Here is an 11,856-nt window from a genome sequence, read left to right on the forward strand (position 1 = left end):
ACCTCCTTTCACTCGTTGGGTGAGAGGGGATGGCCCCCGACCTGGCAGATGTCTTGGCGGATGTACGGCCAGGCCGGGGGCGCCGACGACCTTCAGCAGAAGCCGAGGCCGTCGCAGTGGCGGCAGGTGTCGCCGTAGGAGTCGAGACCACCGCCGCCGCAGTGGCAGCAGCGCCACTTCTGGGGCGAAATCGGCGGAGGCACCTCCTGCGTGTCATCGCGGGAGGGGATCGCCTCTTGGTGGGTGTCAGAGGGCATTGGTGGTGTCCGGGACGACGCAGCCGGAGTAACTGACGTCGGCTTCGTGCTGCGCCCGCCGGGCGGCCAGGATGGCGAGTGCCTCATAGCTCACCGGGCCGAAGGCCAGACACGCTTTGTAGTGGCCATGGACGAGGTCGTCAGGGTCAGTCACGGTGCCGAGGAGAGTGGCGATCCGGTCGACCTCGATGATCATCTCGGCGTCGGTGTCCCTCTTGGGGAAGTACAGGATGGTCACCCCGTGGCGGGGAACGGGAACCTTCGGGTTGGCCTCCAGGAAGGCGGCCAGGTCATGGAGACCCTTGACCATGGCGGTTCGGTGGTTGGTGTCGGTCATCGCGGTGTTCTCCTTTCTCGTCAGGCGGTTTCCGGGACGCTCCGCAGGGTGCGGAGCAGGTCGGAGGCGAGCTGGTTGGACACGCCCAGCCGGGCGCGCAAAGTGTCGCGGTTGATCGGTTTGCCGTGAGCGGCCCGGTATTCGTCGGCCACGCGGCGGGCGTAGTCGACGAGCTCGGAGGACGGCCCGTCCGGCCGGTCCTCGCCGGTGGGGACGAGCGTGGGAGCTTCGGCCGGTTCAGCGGCGATCTCCGGTGCGGTGCTGGGGACCGAGGACGAGGCCGGGGACGGTTCAGGACGAGGAGGCGAGGCGCGGCGCTCCAGCATGGAGACCGCGATCAGGAAGGCGCCGGCCGGGGTCGCGGCGGTGATCCAGCCCCATGCGGTGGGGCCGGCCTGGTTGAGGTTGGCGGCCAGGGACAAGACGATTCCGGCGACGAGGACGAGGGTCGGCCAGGAGATCCAGCCGTCCCGGACGCGGCCGGTCTTCTTGTCGCGCTGGCGTTCGCGGGCGGCCATGACGCAGGTGAGGTCGACGCATACGGCGATGGCCCAGGCCATCCAGCCGGACTGTCCGTGCTCGGTGGCCGTGTCGCGGATGTGGGTGAACGATCCGGCACCCGCGATGGCGGCCAGGACCAGGATCGGCCCGGAGTCGAGCAGCCAGCAGGCAAGGCGTCGCATCGTGTTCCCCCTTTCAGCAGGTCAGGCGTTGAGGAGTTCGGTCAGGTCGCTGTCGTTCATCTCGTTCGTGTGGACGCCTGCGGTGATCTCGTTCCAGTGCTGGGCGAGGTCGGCGTACATCCGGGCGGAGTGTTCGGCGGCCTGCTCGGAGACGTGGAAGGAGCGTGCCCGGTACCACTGGCCGTCCTGGGAGGCCACGATCGCGACGCCGGGTGTCTCGGAGGCGATGGCACGGGCGGAGACGAGGGCCGCGGGATCGAGGTCGCCGAGGGTCATGGTCGCGGTCTCGGGATCGTTGACCCGGTGGCAGATCCGTCCCGAGCATTGGGCGCGCAGGGCGGTGACGCCGGGGCCGAGGTCGGAGCCGATCCGCTGGCCGCAGCAGAACAGGTAGATCCCGAAGGCCCGTCCGAGTTGGGCGACCCGCAGGAGCGCCGTCGAGGTCTTGGCGATCTCGTCTTTCTCGGACTTGTCGGCCATCAGGTACAGCTCGGCCAACTCGTCGACCAGGACCACGACCGGCACCGGGCGGACCGCCGGAGGAAGCTGCCAGAGGTTGCGGGCGCCTGCCGTACGACACAGGCCCATCCGAGCCAGCATGAGTGCCACCAGGTCGTCGAGCAGGCCGACCGACTCGGCGCGGGTGGTGGCCAGCGCCGATAAGCGACAGCTGTACGGAGTGAACTCCACCCCGCCCTTGAGGTCGAAGCCGACCAGCGCGACCGGTTGCGGAGCCAGCCCGACGATCAGAGCGTTGGCGAGGTTGGACTTGCCGGACTGCGTCGCTCCGGCGTTGAGCCAGTGCGGGACGGTCCGGAAGTCGATCACCCAGGGCTTGCCCGTCTCCAGACGGCCCACGGTCACCTTGAGCAGCTCGTCGGACGGCGGGAGCCGATCGACCCGGACGAGCGGATCTCGGATGGTGGCGGCCAGGACGACTCGTCCGGGACGAGGGGACGACACCCGGACGGCGTGCACGCCCCAGGAGTGCGCGAGGCGTTCGGCGGCTTGGCTGTAGTCGTCGGGGATCTGCCCCTCCAGCAGGTGGAGGGTGACGCGCCAGCCGTGCCGGGTCGGCATGGGCAGCCACATCCACGGCTTGGTGTCGACCGCGACCCGGCGAAAGCGCCGCCGTACCTTCACGGTGCCGGTGGAGACGACCGCGCCGGGTGTGAGGGTGAATGCCCAGCGCGCTCTCTTCTTGGTCAGGCCGCAGCCGAGGGCGACCTTGCGCCAGCCGGCCCGGACACTGATCGCGGTGAGCGGGTAGCCGACCACCAGCCAGAAGGACCGGTGATGCAAGCGCCGCCAGGTGTAGAGGGCGACCGCCACGCAGGCCAGGACGATGAGCAGCAGCCGCAGGGAGTCAGGCAAGGTCGCCTCCCCCTGGTACACCGGAGACGGGGACGATCGAGGACGCCTTGTAGCTGATGCCCCACCGGGAGGCGCCGTTCTGCGGGATCTCCCAGACGTAGCCGACCATGCCGGTCGGCACTACGTTCTGACCGGGAGCGATCGGTGGCTCTCCGGAGGTTCCGACCTTGACCAGTTCGATCCGGCCGAAGTCGTCTTCGGCGAGCAGGACGGACTCGTAGACCTTGTTGCCGTCCTTGTCGGTCTTGATCTTTCCGCTGTCCTGGTCGATGACGCGGGGGCGAGCGGCCTTGACGCAGGTGAAGCGGAGCCGGTGGGTGTCGACCGGGATCGGGATGGTGCGCATGGGTGGACCTCCTTCTTTCGTCTCGCTCAACATAGTTAACCTAGTTGGCATGGTTGTCAATGTTCTCGTGGTTGGCTTGGTCGCGTGTCTGTGCTGAACTAGGGGCACAGGCGACAGAAGAGGGATGGATGGTCAAGAACACGGGGCGACCCGGCTACCTGCAGATCGCCGACGACCTACGCGACCAGATCCGGCGTGGTTCCCTCGCGCCCGGCAATCCGTTGCCCTCCACGACGCAGTTGGCCGCTACGTACGACGCCTCGCTGAGTGTGGTGAAGCTCGCGGTCGGAGTCCTACGGAACGAAGGGCTGGTGATCGGACAGCAGGGCAAGGGTGTCTTCGTCCGCGACGATGCCGCGCCGGCCCCTCCGGCCTCTAATGAGCTCACCGAGATCCGCGCCACACTGCGGGACCTGTCGGAACGGCTCGCCCGGGTCGAGTCGACGTTGGCCGACCGCGAGTAGCACAGTCATCCCCGGGCGTAGCAGCCGGTGACCCGCCGGGCCAGGCCCGCCGCGCGACTCGGGGGAACATCGGACAAGCGCATCCGCCGGTCCTCCTGGCGCATCCCGACCAGGACGAGGACGTAGCCGACGAGTACGGTCGCGCCGAGCACGAGGCCGATGATCAGCGGGATCGCGGTCACGTCCAGCTCACCCCCGCCTCGACGATGCCGCGCGGACGGTTGGCCGGCCGCCGGCTCTCCCCAGGCCGCCTGGTGGCCTTGCGCCTGGCCCCGTGCCGCCGCATCCAGCGGTCCCGCGCCCGGCACTTGCGGCAGAGGAGGTGTCCCTCCTCCAAGGCCGCGCCGCACTCGCAGGCGGGGGTCTCGTCGATCGACTGGATGTAGTTGATCATTGTTGTCTCTCCTCTCGGTCGCTGCTGGTGGTGCCTTGCGATACCGAGAGTGCGCCAGAGAGGCGGGACGAGATCACTACAGGACGGGACATGTTCAGGACGTCCGGTCTACGATTGCCACGTCCCTGGACGTCCCCTCTACGGGCAGGTGAGATGGCGAACGAGCGGTTACGCGCGGCCCTTCTCGAACGCGGGGCCACCGTGGCGGAACTGGCCGAGACCATCCAGGTGGACGCCAAGACGGTGGAGCGGTGGATCACTCAGGGCCGCACGCCCTATCGAAAGCATCGTTTTGCTGTGGCTTCGTTTCTCGGCGCGGAGGAGACCTACCTCTGGCCGGACGCACTGACGCCCCAGCAGGCCGCGGCCGTCTCCGAGAGTGAGATCGTCACCATCTATCCGCACCGCTGGGCCGTACCCCGGGACGCCTGGGGACGTCTGTTCTTAGGCGCTCAGCGAGAGATCGGCGTACTGGTCTACAGCGGCACCTTCCTCGCCCAGGACACCGGCATCATGCGTCTGTTCGCCGAAAAAGCGAAGGCAGGCGCGCGCGTGCGCATCCTGCTTGGAGATCCCGACTCACCCGAGGTCGCCCGGCGCGGCGCGGACGAGGGCATCGGCGACGGCATGGCAGCGCAGGTCAGGTTGTCGCTCGTGCTGTATCAGCCATTGCGACGACTCGAAGGTGTGGAGGTCCGACTCCACCGCACCATCCTCTACAACTCCGTCTACCGCGCAGACGATCAGCTTCTTGCCAACATGCACGTGTACGGCACGCCCGCGGCCGATGCGCCGGTCATGCATCTGCGGAAGGTGCTGGGCGGAGGCATGGTGTCGACCTACGTCGACAGTTTCGAGGCCGTCTGGGCCAACGCCACACCGGTAGAGTCCTGAGCCATGGCCCGCCGACTCGACTTCTACGACGACCCCCAGGCGCCCACGCCCAACAGCCTCGTCCCTTCCGTGAACGTCGTGGTCACCAACGACGCCGGAGACATCCTGATGATCCGCCGCTCCGACAACGACAACTGGGCCGTCCCCGGCGGCGCGATCGACCTCGGCGAGTCCTTACCTCAAGCGGCGATCCGAGAGACATTGGAGGAGACCGGGATCCGGTGCGAGATCACCGGACTCGTCGGCACCTACACCGATCCCCGGCACATCATCCTCTACACCTCCAACGACGAGGCCCGCCAGGAGTTCTCCATCGTGCTCACCGCCCGAGCCGTCGAGGGCGAGCCGACACCAAGCGACGAGTCCCGCGAAGTGCGGTGGGTGCCGCGCGAGGAGGTCGAGACGCTGACGATGGATCGGTCAATGCGTCTTCGGATCGGCCATCACCTGGCCGACCGGGCAGTGCCGTACATCGGCTGAATCAGCTTGATCACATTGCCGTACGGTATGCCCCATGAGCGCCCCCGACGCCCCCAGCTATTTCTGACTCGATCTTCTCCACACCGTTAATCGCGCAGCCCATGAGAGTCATGGCTGAGCGTGGCTTCCGCGCCGCCGGGGTCAGCGCATTACGGCCGCGGTCAGCGGATGAGTCCCGGCACCACGAACGGGTCATCGTCACGCAGCGCGAACAGCTCCCTGCTCTCGCCCGTCCGCACGTCCACCGCGTACACCACCGACGCCGGCCCGTTCGGCTCCTGAGGTACGGCGAGCACGGTCAGTTCCGTGTCGTTCAGCCAGCTCCCGAGCAACGAAGGAGCGAGCCCTTCCGGAAGGCCGGATATCGGAATACGGGTCTCCCTGCCGCCACGAATCGCGTCGAAGATGACGATCGAGCCGTCCTGCCGCACCATCGGCTTTCGATTCCGATCGACGGTCTGCCCCAGCCGAACGAGCGTCCGCCCGTCGGGTGCGAGGGCGCTGTAGTAGTACGTGAAGTCCTGGATGGTGATCGGATCGTGGCCGAGCACCCACACTTGGCTGGTCATGTCATACGGCTTGGCCAGCACGACGGGTCCGGACCCGTCCGACACGCTCACCGGCCACCATCCCGCGGCGAGGTCGGTCACGGTCTTGCGCTCCACGTCCACCAGCTTGTTCGGCTCTCGACGCCCGCCCCACCCCGACACGACGAACCGTAGCCCGCTGGGCGACAGTCGCAGCGTGTACTCGACCGCAAAGTCCTCTTCGGGCTGTTTCAGTGGTGCCTTCCACATCCTGCCGCTCGCCAGGTCGCGTACCACGATCCCGCGCTGCTTCGAGCTGTAGTACGCGATCCTGCGGCCGTCCGCTGTGACTGCCAGCGGCCCCGTTGCCGCCTCGGCCAGCTCGTAGGTGTCGCCTTCACGCGTCACGATCCGCCAGACGCCCTCGGCGCACGGCCCGCCGTTGCTTCGGCACCGGGGCCGGTATGCCTGCTCGACCGGTCCAATTCCCTTTCCTGGCAGTGGGAGCACTGTGGTCTCCGGAGGCGTGAGCAGGATTTGGGGTGCGGGGGATATCTGCTGGAGCAGCGCGACGCCGCCACCGGAGATCACGCACAGCGCGGCGGCCGTGGCCACGACCAGGCGGTTCACTCGCCTTCTGCGGGCGCCCTGAACCGCCCGAGCCGCCAGATCGACGGTGGGCGCCTGCTCGGCCAGCGTCCGCAGATCCTCACGTAGCGTTTTCATCGATACACCTCCTGAGGGGCGAGCGCGCGCAGTTTAGACAGCGCGTAGTTGGTCTGGCTCTTGACGGTGCCAATTGAGACGCCCATGAGCTGCGCGGTCTCGTGCTCGGTGCGATCCTCGTAGAAGCGCAGCACAATCACGGCCCGCTGCTTCGGCGTGAGCTGGGCCAGCGCGTGGTGCAGGGCGATGCGGCGCACGGTCGCCTCGTCATGCAACTGCCCGGACTCGGCCCGCTCGGGCAGTTCGGCTCCGGGCAGCTCGACCTGCTTGCGCCGGCGCCACGAGATGGTCTGGTTCACCAGGGCTTTGCGGGCGTACGCCTCGGGGTTACCGCCGTCGGCGAGCTTGGCCCAGTGCGCGGCGACACGGGTGAGGACCGTCTGCAGCAGGTCCTCGGCGAGATGGGCGTTCCCGGTGAGCAGGTACGCCGTCCGCATCAGCGATTGCTGACGAGCGCGTACGAACTCATGGAACCCCTCGTAACGGTCCATGTATCAGAACAACTCTGCCGAAGGGTTCCAGGTTGGAACGTCAGCGTATCGGTCGGGTAACGCGGCGGGACCAGGCATCGGTCAGGAGCTTGCACAGGCGCAAAGGAGCGCCACCCAGCTCGCCGAACTCTTCCGTCGTGACGCTCGACACCACGCGCCGCTACATACCGCCCACAGAAGCAACAGGGCAGCCGCACTGGACTCTTGTCACCGATCACCAGCAAAGCGAAGAAGCCAGCCGCACATCGGGTGAGATCCGGGGACCGATACGGCAAGGGCCCAATCTGATGCTTATTGGTGCTGGAGAAGGCTGCCGAGTGTGAGGGCCGTCTCGTCCATTTGATCAGGTTGGACGCTGTCAGTTGCGGTTCGTCCGAGAAGGCCGAACACCCTGGGTCCTCGGAGCTCCTCCGGCAGGTCGGGCATACGCGGTACGACGTGGAAATGCACGTGGCTGAAGCCTTCCGCTTCGGCAAACTGGACCACGTACGTCTTCAAGCAGCCGGTCATATCCCGAAGCGCCCGCGATAACCGGACCTGCCAGAGACCGAGAGCGGATGCCTCGGCGTTGGTCAGATCCGCGATGGTGGTGACATGACGCCGAGGAAGGAGCACCAACCATCCCGGCAACGTCGTACCGATCGCATGGGCCACACGCCAGTGATCGTCGAACGCGATCCTCTCCCGCGGCGGCAGGGCGTCGAACTCCGCTTCTCGATCGCAGGGATAGCAGCTAGGGGAGGTCATCACACCGTCCGGCTCTGTCCGAAAGCGGCCTGTACGGCGCGCACGGCCGAGGTGATACACGGGGTGGCGTTGCGGATCGACCGACTGACGAGGTGCTCGGGGCCGTAGCGGGAGTGGATCTCGGCCAGCCGGTCAGTGACGTCGAGGGGGATGCCGTCCGGGCTGGTGGTCATGTCGCAGTAGGTCAATGCTTCGACCAGTTCGGGGCGCTCCTGGTCAAACTCGGCGTTCAGCACGTCGATCAGACCGCGTTCGGTCGCCTCGTAGACCGCGCACGAGTGATGGGCCACCAGGCGGCAGAGCATTTCGTCCGCGGCGTGGACGTCACGCAGGTAGCGCGCGCCGTCGAGCGGGTGGAACCCGGTGTCGATGAGATCGGGCGTATAGCCGATGTCATGCAGCCAGGCCGAGGCGATCAGTAAGTCTGCCTCCGGTCCAAGGATCGGCGCCAACGATTCGGCCTGCGCGGCCACCCCCTGCGAGTGCGCCCACCGGCGCGGCAATGGCTCTTCCAGGAGTCGTTTAGCCAGGTCACGCGCCCACTCAGCTTGTCCCATGCGTCTCACGATAGACGCCGACCCCTGAGGCGAATCCAGAGTCGCGGACGAGACGTCCTAAGACGTCTCAATCAGGAAGGGGACGGACGAACCGGCCTCTTCCATGTTCCGTCGCGATCAATCCCTCGCGTTCCAACTCCGCCAAAGCGTGGCGGACCGTGTTACGCGAGGCACCATGCTGTCGCCGTAGCACCTGCTCACTGGGCAACAGGGTTCCAACGGCGAAGGATCCGGTTTGGATCTGCCGACGAAGGATGACCGCGATCTCCTGATAGCGGTATGACCTTTGGATCTGCGCGTCGGCGCTCTTCACCACGCGCCCCTTGCCGGGCAACGTGACGATCAGCCCCTCATCCTCCAGAACAGCCAGGCTCCGACGTACGGTCGTTCTGGCCACGTGGAACCGCTGAACCAGGGCCGACTCAGACGGCAGGAGGCTGCCCGCCGGATAGTCACCTGCAGCGATCTGAGCGCGGATCCGGTTGGCGAGCTGTGGATAGATCAGAGCGCCGGTCAGCCACCAGCACTCCCCCGTGGACATCGCGTCAGGAACGGTAGGCATCGACGATCTTGCTGAAGTCAAGGCCGAGCTCTCCCTGCTCCCCCTCGTGCCAGCCGGCCCGAACCGCTTCGGCGAGCACGTCAGCCGCGGGGAACAGGCGCAGACAGGAGACCCGCTCGTCGCGCTGATCGCCCCAGTAGAACCACAGGAACGCCAGGTGGACGTAGACGCGGCGGCTACGGAACGCACTGTCGGTGACGTCCAGGCACGGACGCTCTTTCTGATCAGTGATCAGGACCGCGATGATCTCCCGATTGATGAGCTCGTTTCGTAGTGCTGTGAGCAGTTCGACCTGATAGGCACGCTGGCTCTCTTTCACGGTGGCCATGAAGAGGACTCCCATCGGATGTGGAGGGCGGAGCCCACAGCCCGGGCTCCATGCCAATCAGCTTCGCTTTCCAGGTGTAAATCCAGCACCGCAAGTTAGGGACGTCTAGGGACGTCTTGTGTTAGCGTCGCAGCACTGGCCCTCCTGCGGAAGGTGCGCCCCCATGAACGAGAACCTTCGTCACGCGCTGATCCGGGCACGATTGCAACCCGTAGACATCGCGGCTCGCCTAGCGGTGGATCCCAAGACCGTCTCCCGTTGGATCAGCGGCCGCATCCCGCATCCTCGTCATCGGCTAGCGGTTGCTGATCTTCTCCAGGCCGACGAGAGCGACCTGTGGCCTGAGGAGATCCGAAGCCGGCGAGGCATTTCTGGTCAGATCAAGGCGGTCTATCCACACCGCTGGGTCATACCCGCAGACACTTGGAGGAAGTTCTTCGAGTCCGCGGGCATGGAGATCGGCATCCTGGTCTACAGCGGCTTATTCCTCGCCGAGGACGCCGGGCTGTTGCGCATCCTCGCCAAGCGAGCACGAGCAGGGGTCAGGGTGCGCATCATCCTGGGCGATCCTGACAGCTCGCATGTGGCGGCCCGAGGCATCGAGGAAGGCATCGGCGACGACGTCATGGCCGCCCGGGTCAGGAACGCACTCACCCTCTACCGGCCGCTTCGGAACGTCGAGGGCATCGAGATCCGACTTCACCGCACAGTGCTCTACAACTCGATCTATCGCGCGGACGACGATCTCATGGTCAACCTGCATGCCTACGGCACCCGAGCCCCCGAAGCACCCGTCATCTACATGACACGCACCGAAGACGGCAGCGCGGCAACGACCTACCTTGACAGCTTCGAACGTGTCTGGACCAGTGCCAACCCGTCGACCTGCGCACTCTGACAGAAGCCGAGCCCTCTGATGCGCTCACCGGACGCCCAGAGGTCCAGCCCGAAATGCGTGCCGATCACGCCCGTAGTTCGGCAGAGCTGATCACTGGACAGTTGAAGGTCTCCGTGAGCACGTCCTGCTGATGACCCGTCAGCGGATTGAGGAAGACAACCACATCGGCATCGGTCTCCGCACGAACGGAGGCGATCTCGCGCACCTTTCCCGCGCTCACCAACGTGCGGGACGAGTAGGGCCGATCCATCGTCTTCACTCCGCCGTCGGAGACGCCCCGACGCTGCACAAGGCGTCCCACCACACGAGCGCCAAGGGTCGTAACCACGTCAGTGAGCTCATCCATGAGCACGGCGTACTGCTTCTGCTTGGCGGAGATGTACCCGAAGAGGAGGACATCCATGCCGGCCAAAGCTACAGATGAGGGACGCCACTGCCCTCTCAACGGCCGAGGCTTCCGCGGAGAACGATGCCCCCACCGCAGGCGTCGATGTGGCTTCACCATCGACACGGTACCGATCGGATGGGCGACGTTCACGCCTGTCACGCCGGGCATTCCTAGGAGATCGGGGGACACCAACCAAGCGTCTAATCCCACGATGATCTGAACAGTGGATTTTGCCCACCTGCCGAAGAGGATCGGCCGCACCTCGGCGAAGCGCATTCATGTTCTCGGGCATTTGGTCCCACTCGCTCAGGCCTGCCCCTCCTTGCCCTTCGCCCCTGGCAGGGCGGCCGGTGACAGGCGAGCCTGCAGTTCGACCATTCCGCGGCCGGACAGTTGAGATGGGACGACCTCTCGGCCAGTCGGTACCAGCAGGATCACCGCGATGGGTCCTCAACTCGCCGGGCTCTGCCCTGCGGAGCAGGAGCAGTCGATGGCAACGAGTTCGAGATCACCCAGTTTCCGCCGCGCCCGGAAGGCGGGCAGCTTCCTGTCGGCAGATGCTCGCTCGTGGCAACGGCTCCACCCCCACGCCGGGCGGCCGACCAAATTCACCCCGGACCAGGCCGCGCTTACCCAGTGGTTGTACGAACGCGGGAGAAAGCCGTCAGTAAATCACCGACCTGTTCGGGATTCCGCGGCCGACGATGTACGGACGCTTTGACTTCGAGACGAGTATGTTTCGCCAACTGAGGAAGTCCACCCCAGTGAAACCCTGAAAGCTACCGACTGATTACTTTTCTCCTGGAACCAAAATGGGAAGCCCGGGGCCTGGCACGCTACTCACATGGTCTCACGAGCAATGCGCTCGATCCTGGCCGCAGCTCTCCTGCTGACCGGGTGCTCGGCTGCGGACAGTAAGAACCTCGCCGAGCCCGAGCCCACGCCGGAACGCAGCTGTTCGCTCTTTCGGGGTTCCACCCTGGCCCCCACGCCGCCGCCACTGCCGTCCGGAGGTGACGTGCGGCTGGTTCACTACAACGCCTATCCCTACAGCGACGGATTCTCCAGCGTAGTCGCGCTGCGCGACGGCACCGCGTACGCGGTCGGACAGCGACAGTTCCCCACCCCGAACCGCCCCGACGGGCCGTACGAGCCGTGCGGGCCGCCCCGCTGGAGTTCGATCGTGTTGCGGTGGGACGGCACGAGCTGGCAGGAGATGCCGACGCCCGAGCGGGTGGTGGAGCCGCGGCACATCACTGCCACCTCCGATGGCCACATCTGGGTGTTCGGCATCTGCAAGGACCCCTCCGCGAACGATGGCCGGCGCGGCTGCGTGACGCACTGGGACGGGACGACGTGGACCGTCTCCGAGTTCCAGGACGAGGCCACGGAGTTCGCGGGCG

17 protein-coding genes and 1 pseudogene are annotated in these 11,856 nt (G+C 66.2%); 5 read left to right on the forward strand and 13 right to left on the reverse strand.

Annotation, left to right across the window (positions count from 1 at the left end; genetic code table 11):
• Positions 1-246: 246 nt before the first annotated feature.
• The 4 genes from CHC08_RS42995 to CHC08_RS43010 are packed head-to-tail and all read right to left on the reverse strand — an operon-like array spanning position 247 to position 2,997.
• The gene (locus CHC08_RS42995; RefSeq protein ID WP_089213150.1) at positions 247-594 is read right to left on the reverse strand and encodes a hypothetical protein; all 348 of its coding nucleotides are present in this window, start codon (positions 592-594) and stop codon (positions 247-249) included.
• 20 nt (positions 595-614) lie between these two features.
• A complete protein-coding gene (locus tag CHC08_RS43000) occupies positions 615-1,277 on the reverse strand; it encodes a DUF2637 domain-containing protein (RefSeq protein WP_089213151.1) in 663 nt (220 codons plus the stop codon).
• 21 nt (positions 1,278-1,298) lie between these two features.
• Positions 1,299-2,651: an FtsK/SpoIIIE domain-containing protein gene (locus tag CHC08_RS43005; RefSeq protein WP_089213152.1), complete on the reverse strand. Its 1,353-nt coding sequence runs from the start codon at positions 2,649-2,651 to the stop codon at positions 1,299-1,301.
• Entirely contained in the window at positions 2,644-2,997 is a 354-nt protein-coding gene (locus CHC08_RS43010) for an SCO3933 family regulatory protein (RefSeq protein ID WP_089213153.1), read from the reverse strand. The genes CHC08_RS43005 and CHC08_RS43010 overlap by 8 nt, the downstream gene beginning before the upstream one ends.
• Positions 2,998-3,125: 128 nt before the next feature.
• On the opposite strand from CHC08_RS43010, the gene CHC08_RS43015 reads away from it, so the two are divergent.
• Positions 3,126-3,461 (forward strand): winged helix-turn-helix domain-containing protein, encoded by a 336-nt coding sequence (locus tag CHC08_RS43015; protein WP_089213154.1) that lies wholly within the window; start codon positions 3,126-3,128, stop codon positions 3,459-3,461.
• Positions 3,462-3,466: 5 nt separating this feature from the next.
• Here CHC08_RS43015 and CHC08_RS50240 read toward each other — a convergent pair whose 3' ends face one another.
• Positions 3,467-3,643, reverse strand: coding sequence for a hypothetical protein (locus CHC08_RS50240; protein WP_179282547.1), 177 nt, complete (start codon positions 3,641-3,643; stop codon positions 3,467-3,469).
• Positions 3,640-3,855 (reverse strand): hypothetical protein, encoded by a 216-nt coding sequence (locus tag CHC08_RS43020; RefSeq protein ID WP_089213155.1) that lies wholly within the window; start codon positions 3,853-3,855, stop codon positions 3,640-3,642. Before CHC08_RS43020 ends, CHC08_RS50240 begins: the two co-directional genes overlap by 4 nt.
• Positions 3,856-4,008: 153 nt before the next feature.
• Between CHC08_RS43020 and CHC08_RS43025 the strand changes: the two genes are divergently transcribed.
• Together CHC08_RS43025 and CHC08_RS43030 are read left to right on the forward strand one after the other, a co-directional pair.
• The gene (locus tag CHC08_RS43025; protein WP_089213156.1) at positions 4,009-4,749 is read left to right on the forward strand and encodes a helix-turn-helix domain-containing protein; all 741 of its coding nucleotides are present in this window, start codon (positions 4,009-4,011) and stop codon (positions 4,747-4,749) included.
• A gap of 3 nt (positions 4,750-4,752) precedes the next feature.
• Positions 4,753-5,229, forward strand: coding sequence for an NUDIX hydrolase (locus CHC08_RS43030; protein ID WP_089213157.1), 477 nt, complete (start codon positions 4,753-4,755; stop codon positions 5,227-5,229).
• Positions 5,230-5,390: 161 nt separating this feature from the next.
• On the opposite strand, the gene CHC08_RS43035 is transcribed toward CHC08_RS43030, so the two are convergent.
• The 6 genes from CHC08_RS43035 to CHC08_RS43060 all read right to left on the reverse strand — a co-directional run bounded on the left by CHC08_RS43035 (position 5,391) and on the right by CHC08_RS43060 (position 9,167).
• Entirely contained in the window at positions 5,391-6,482 is a 1,092-nt protein-coding gene (locus CHC08_RS43035; protein ID WP_089213158.1) for a WD40 repeat domain-containing protein, read from the reverse strand.
• Positions 6,479-6,973, reverse strand: coding sequence for a SigE family RNA polymerase sigma factor (locus tag CHC08_RS43040; protein ID WP_089213159.1), 495 nt, complete (start codon positions 6,971-6,973; stop codon positions 6,479-6,481). The genes CHC08_RS43035 and CHC08_RS43040 overlap by 4 nt, the downstream gene beginning before the upstream one ends.
• A 291-nt stretch (positions 6,974-7,264) precedes the next feature.
• A complete protein-coding gene (locus tag CHC08_RS43045; protein ID WP_089213160.1) occupies positions 7,265-7,720 on the reverse strand; it encodes an HIT family protein in 456 nt (151 codons plus the stop codon).
• Positions 7,720-8,277, reverse strand: a complete 558-nt coding sequence (locus tag CHC08_RS43050) for an HD domain-containing protein (RefSeq protein ID WP_089213161.1) — start codon at positions 8,275-8,277, stop codon at positions 7,720-7,722. Before CHC08_RS43050 ends, CHC08_RS43045 begins: the two co-directional genes overlap by 1 nt.
• A 67-nt stretch (positions 8,278-8,344) precedes the next feature.
• Entirely contained in the window at positions 8,345-8,839 is a 495-nt protein-coding gene (locus CHC08_RS43055) for a GntR family transcriptional regulator (protein WP_245878924.1), read from the reverse strand.
• A complete protein-coding gene (locus CHC08_RS43060) occupies positions 8,823-9,167 on the reverse strand; it encodes a hypothetical protein (protein WP_143653605.1) in 345 nt (114 codons plus the stop codon). Before CHC08_RS43060 ends, CHC08_RS43055 begins: the two co-directional genes overlap by 17 nt.
• Positions 9,168-9,330: 163 nt before the next feature.
• Here CHC08_RS43060 and CHC08_RS43065 point away from each other — a divergent pair, with 163 nt between their 5' ends.
• Positions 9,331-10,065 (forward strand): XRE family transcriptional regulator, encoded by a 735-nt coding sequence (locus CHC08_RS43065; RefSeq protein ID WP_089213164.1) that lies wholly within the window; start codon positions 9,331-9,333, stop codon positions 10,063-10,065.
• Between the two features lie 64 nt (positions 10,066-10,129).
• Here the strand turns inward: CHC08_RS43065 and CHC08_RS43070 are convergent, their stop codons facing one another.
• Positions 10,130-10,468 (reverse strand): HflX-like GTP-binding protein, encoded by a 339-nt coding sequence (locus CHC08_RS43070; RefSeq protein WP_089213167.1) that lies wholly within the window; start codon positions 10,466-10,468, stop codon positions 10,130-10,132.
• Between the two features lie 829 nt (positions 10,469-11,297).
• Between CHC08_RS43070 and CHC08_RS43075 the strand changes: the two are divergent.
• A pseudogene (locus CHC08_RS43075) lies at positions 11,298-11,856 on the forward strand (hypothetical protein); the annotation flags it as partial.

This window comes from Streptosporangium subroseum (assembly GCF_900188345.1).
Taxonomy (GTDB): domain Bacteria; phylum Actinomycetota; class Actinomycetes; order Streptosporangiales; family Streptosporangiaceae; genus Streptosporangium; species Streptosporangium subroseum.

Coding starts and splice junctions, on each gene's coding strand:
- CHC08_RS42995 (WP_089213150.1), bottom strand. CDS start 594: ATGACCGACACCAACCACCGAACCGCCATGGTCAAGGGTCTCCATGAC.
- CHC08_RS43000 (WP_089213151.1), bottom strand. CDS start 1,277: ATGCGACGCCTTGCCTGCTGGCTGCTCGACTCCGGGCCGATCCTGGTC.
- CHC08_RS43010 (WP_089213153.1), bottom strand. CDS start 2,997: ATGCGCACCATCCCGATCCCGGTCGACACCCACCGGCTCCGCTTCACC.
- CHC08_RS43015 (WP_089213154.1), top strand. CDS start 3,126: ATGGTCAAGAACACGGGGCGACCCGGCTACCTGCAGATCGCCGACGAC.
- CHC08_RS43020 (WP_089213155.1), bottom strand. CDS start 3,855: ATGATCAACTACATCCAGTCGATCGACGAGACCCCCGCCTGCGAGTGC.
- CHC08_RS43025 (WP_089213156.1), top strand. CDS start 4,009: ATGGCGAACGAGCGGTTACGCGCGGCCCTTCTCGAACGCGGGGCCACC.
- CHC08_RS43030 (WP_089213157.1), top strand. CDS start 4,753: ATGGCCCGCCGACTCGACTTCTACGACGACCCCCAGGCGCCCACGCCC.
- CHC08_RS43035 (WP_089213158.1), bottom strand. CDS start 6,482: ATGAAAACGCTACGTGAGGATCTGCGGACGCTGGCCGAGCAGGCGCCC.
- CHC08_RS43040 (WP_089213159.1), bottom strand. CDS start 6,973: ATGGACCGTTACGAGGGGTTCCATGAGTTCGTACGCGCTCGTCAGCAA.
- CHC08_RS43045 (WP_089213160.1), bottom strand. CDS start 7,720: ATGACCTCCCCTAGCTGCTATCCCTGCGATCGAGAAGCGGAGTTCGAC.
- CHC08_RS43050 (WP_089213161.1), bottom strand. CDS start 8,277: ATGGGACAAGCTGAGTGGGCGCGTGACCTGGCTAAACGACTCCTGGAA.
- CHC08_RS43055 (WP_245878924.1), bottom strand. CDS start 8,839: ATGCCTACCGTTCCTGACGCGATGTCCACGGGGGAGTGCTGGTGGCTG.
- CHC08_RS43060 (WP_143653605.1), bottom strand. CDS start 9,167: ATGGCCACCGTGAAAGAGAGCCAGCGTGCCTATCAGGTCGAACTGCTC.
- CHC08_RS43065 (WP_089213164.1), top strand. CDS start 9,331: ATGAACGAGAACCTTCGTCACGCGCTGATCCGGGCACGATTGCAACCC.
- CHC08_RS43070 (WP_089213167.1), bottom strand. CDS start 10,468: ATGGATGTCCTCCTCTTCGGGTACATCTCCGCCAAGCAGAAGCAGTAC.